The sequence below is a fragment of the Sphingobium cyanobacteriorum genome, assembly GCF_030580935.1.
Taxonomy (GTDB): domain Bacteria; phylum Pseudomonadota; class Alphaproteobacteria; order Sphingomonadales; family Sphingomonadaceae; genus Sphingobium; species Sphingobium cyanobacteriorum.
Window position 1 is genome coordinate 1 of the sequence record NZ_JAUQOM010000052.1, and the last position, 3618, is coordinate 3618.

Below are 3618 nucleotides of genomic sequence, written 5' to 3' on the forward strand. Positions count from 1 at the left end.
TGATGGAACCGATGTTCATGGCGAAACCTCCTGATGCTCTCGAACCCCTTGTCCGAGACACCTCACTCTCACCCCCTCTCCTCCCCGGCCGTCGGCCGGGCAGGCGCGCAAGCGCCCTCATCGGCGCGCTGTTCGCGCGGCGATGGTCGTCGTTCCGGAGGGTCTCAGTCGCCGAAGAGCCGTCGCTTCAGTCGGGTCTGCCAAGGGCTGTCGACGTGATCGGAAGTTGCGGCGCGGTCGGCATGCAGGGTTGCCGCCAGCTCGTCGGGAACGATGGCAAAGGCCGTTGCAATCGCGATCGCGGCCTCGGGGGTGGGGAGTTCGCCCGGTTCGGATCCGCACCATTCGATGATGTGGTCCTCGCCGTCCACCTGGGGGGCGAAGGCCTGGACGAAGAAGGTCGCCAGTGGGCGGTCCCATCCGATCGTCGCCTCGGCGACGTCGGGGCGGTCAGCGCGGGGCTGAAGGACGTGGCGGCTCATGCGTGCTGGGTCCGGCGGATACGGTGGCGAACGTGCCGCTCGGCACCCTGGGCGCTCTTCATGGCCGTGGCGACCGCGCGTGCGGCCTTGGAGGCACCGGCCTGGCGCAAGAGATTGCGGGCTTCGCGCAGGCAGTCGATCGAGGTCAGGATCGCGGTCGCGTCCTGCTCGGTTGCGGGTCGTATCGCGGACATGGGCTGCTCCTTCTGACGATGGGTTGCCGATGCGCCTGCCGGTGATAGGCTGCGCAGCTGAGGAGGTCGACATGGCGACCAATGCGATGGACGCCCCGTCCGCGGGGCGGGCGAAGCTGTTCTCCGGTTGGATGGTCGCAGGGCTTCTTGCCCTGCACGTCGCGGCTCTGACCGTGATCCACTATGTCGTGGGGCCGATGCTGGGCATTTCGCCGTCGACGCCCGACCTGATCGCCGCGACGATCGTCTCCGCGGCAGTTATCGTGATTTCCCTTGTGCGCCGTGACGTAACCACGGCCGATCGTCGGGCGCGTGTCTTGGCGGTGCTGCCGCGATGGAACGCGGCGACCATTCTGACGATCGTCGGTGCATTGGCGATCAGCCAGATCCCGCTCGGGATCATGGCGCTGCAGGGCAACACCGTCTGGCAGATGGGCGCGGCTGAGAAGCTGGCGATCGGAGAGGCGCTCGCGGCCTCGGGCGGGGCATCCTCGATCGCGCTGGTCGTGGCGACGGTGCTGGTCGCCCCGGCGATCGAGGAACTGCTCTATCGTGGCTATCTGCTGGGCGCGCTGCGCGAGCGCATGCCCGCCTTCGCCGCGGTGCTGGTATCGGCGCTGCTGTTCGTGTTCGTGCTTCACTTCGAGCCGTCGAACCTCGTTGCCGCGTTCTGTCTCGGCCTCGGCACGGGATGGTGCGCTTTGCGGACCAGCTCGTTGCTGCCTGGGTTCGTCGTCCATGCGGCGAGCAATGCGTTCGGGCTCTGGTATCTGTCGCTCGCGGCGGCCTGAGGTCGCGGCCTCCGGCCTAATAGTCGCGGGCGAGCATGATGGTCAGGACGCGGGTGGTAATCGAGGCGTCCGCCGGATCTTCCGAGCCGTATTCCAGAGCGGCGTCGTAATAGTCGATCTTGAAGAAGATGCGCTCGCCGTCGAGGTCCAGCGCGCCGAAATCGTGCTCGGTGCGATCGTCTGCGGCAAAGCGGAAATTGCGCACCGCCTTCAGGAGACGGGCCTGGGCGATTACGAGGTCGATGCTCCGGTCGCCCTTGGCGATGGTGGCGAGGCAGTCGCGAGTGGCAACGATGCGCGCCGAGTGGTCGAGGCCCATGCGGCAGCGATCGTTGAGTTCGACGATGCGGGTGATCGACGGTGCGAGAGTAGCCATCATGCTGCCTCCTTCAGGCCTGCGTTGAAGCGGTCGAGCCAGTCCCGCATCGTCGGGCGCTCCTCGAGGGGGATGGAGGCGGCGACGTCCTGGAACCGGATCAGGTCGAGCGGAGCGTCGCGCTCGATCGCGTCGATCTCGGCCGCAGGGAGCAGCCTCTCCCAGCGGATGAAGTCGCTCATACGGCCGGGGCGTGCGCGGGTGGTCTTGCGCCAGAGGCCTTCGACGGTCCGGAGCCGCGGCGCGGCGCGGGCCTCGACCAGCACGATCAGGCGAAGGCACCAGGTCGGGAGCGCGCGGACCTCCTCGGGTGTCATTCCGATGCAGAACCAGCAGCTCGACTTCGGCGGCACCGGGAGGCCTTCGGCCTCGATCCGGCGGGCGCAGTCGTCCCGATCCCAGCCCCATTCACGCAACGGGTACTGGCATTCGTAGAGCGGATCGTCGATCGTGGCGGCGTGCGAGTAGCGGATCGTGTCGCGCTTGCCGGCGTCGAAGCCGATCAGGCGGATGACGCGCTGGCCGCGTGCCCACGCGTCGATGGCGGGCTGCCAGGTCCGCAGAAAGGCGTCCTGTGGCGCTTTTTTGTATTTGAGGCTGCAGCTTGACCCACCGAGCGATTTGCTGGGGAGGGTGGCGTTGGTCAGCGCCATTTCGAGCAGTGAGTAATAGGGCGGCCAGTGCTTGAAGCGCTTGGGCGTGTAGGAGACGATCTCGTGCCGGATGCCGTGGGAGCGGAGCCATGGCCCGATCACGTCGAGATAGGCATAGGTCTCGGGCTTCTCGACGCCCGTGTCAGCGGTCAGCACCAGGTCCGGGGCTTCGCCGCGGGCGACCTTCTCGACCAGCAGGGCCGTGCTGTCGACGCCGACGCCGTAGGCGAGCACGACCGGCGGTGGTGCGGCCACCATGATGATGTCCGGGCTACGGGCGGCGGCGGAGCCGTCGTTCCTGGCGCCTGGCCTCGGTTCGGGTCGGGCGTCCGCGGCCGAGGCGGCGAGCGCGTCGTTCACGGCGCGCATCGCGGGCGTCGTGTTGGTCGTTGGCATGGGGGCGCTCCGGGCTCGAGTCGATCACATGATCGACCAAGCCCGCGCCCCCTCCCCTCTCCGTTGGCGCGTCGAGCGCCAGGATGTCGGCGAGCGTCGGTGCGGGCGAGCGTAGCGGTCGGCGGCCGAAGCGGATGCCATGGTTCGTCGCATATTTGCTGACCGAGCAAGCCTTGCGTCCAAGGGCAGTGGCAAGGTCGGCGATTGCGACTCCGTGTCGGAAGGCGAGATCGAGCGCCCGCGTTTCGTCGGCGCTGAACGGGCGGATGTAGCCGTGGACGAGCCCGAGCAGGTTCGCGCGGCTGAACATTGCGGCTTTGGTCCGCCCGAGTTGGGCGGCGAGCGACTGGTTGGGCATCTTCCCATAGTGCTCGCGGAGAAACGCTTCCTGGGCATCGGTCCAGTCCGGTCCCATTCGCCATCCATTGCGGTTGGCGTGCGTGCCGCGCAGGCCGAGATATTCGGCGCGCCAGCGAAGCGAGCAGGCGGTGCGGCCGAGCCGCGCGCGGAGCGGTGTGAGGCTTGCTGCCGTCTCATAGGCATTGCGCAGCAGCACATCCTCGTCGGGCGTCCAGGCGCGGCCCCAGCCCCGGCCATAGCCGAGGGCGTGTCGCAAACACTTCTGGAGGCAGCTATCACCCAGCCAAGGCCGGTATTTTCATGCTTTGTTAACCTTTTGCAGTCCGAAGAGGCGCGCAAGCAAATCATTCTGGTCATTGACGGTCC

The 3618-nt window shown here is 67.5% G+C and carries 6 protein-coding genes; 1 reads left to right on the forward strand and 5 read right to left on the reverse strand.

Features of this window, described 5'->3' with window-relative positions:
• Positions 1–164: 164 nt before the first annotated feature.
• A complete protein-coding gene (locus tag Q4610_RS21465) occupies positions 165–482 on the reverse strand; it encodes a hypothetical protein (RefSeq protein ID WP_304537808.1) in 318 nt (105 codons plus the stop codon).
• On the reverse strand, positions 479–676 hold the full coding sequence (locus Q4610_RS21470) for a hypothetical protein (protein WP_304537809.1): 198 nt from the start codon (positions 674–676) through the stop codon (positions 479–481). The genes Q4610_RS21465 and Q4610_RS21470 overlap by 4 nt, the downstream gene beginning before the upstream one ends.
• Before the next feature lie 71 nt (positions 677–747).
• Between Q4610_RS21470 and Q4610_RS21475 the strand changes: the two genes are divergently transcribed.
• Positions 748–1467 (forward strand): CPBP family intramembrane glutamic endopeptidase, encoded by a 720-nt coding sequence (locus Q4610_RS21475; RefSeq protein WP_304537810.1) that lies wholly within the window; start codon positions 748–750, stop codon positions 1465–1467.
• A 16-nt stretch (positions 1468–1483) separates the two neighbouring features.
• On the opposite strand, the gene Q4610_RS21480 is transcribed toward Q4610_RS21475, so the two are convergent.
• The 3 genes from Q4610_RS21480 to Q4610_RS21490 are packed head-to-tail and all read right to left on the reverse strand — an operon-like array spanning position 1484 to position 3508.
• Positions 1484–1846, reverse strand: coding sequence for a DUF3768 domain-containing protein (locus tag Q4610_RS21480; protein ID WP_304537811.1), 363 nt, complete (start codon positions 1844–1846; stop codon positions 1484–1486).
• Positions 1843–2754 carry a hypothetical protein gene (locus Q4610_RS21485; RefSeq protein WP_304537813.1) on the reverse strand — a complete coding sequence of 304 codons (912 nt, stop codon included), beginning with the start codon at positions 2752–2754 and terminating at the stop codon, positions 1843–1845. Before Q4610_RS21485 ends, Q4610_RS21480 begins: the two co-directional genes overlap by 4 nt.
• A 13-nt stretch (positions 2755–2767) precedes the next feature.
• Positions 2768–3508, reverse strand: coding sequence for a hypothetical protein (locus Q4610_RS21490; RefSeq protein WP_304537812.1), 741 nt, complete (start codon positions 3506–3508; stop codon positions 2768–2770).
• Between the last annotated feature and the right edge of the window lie 110 nt (positions 3509–3618).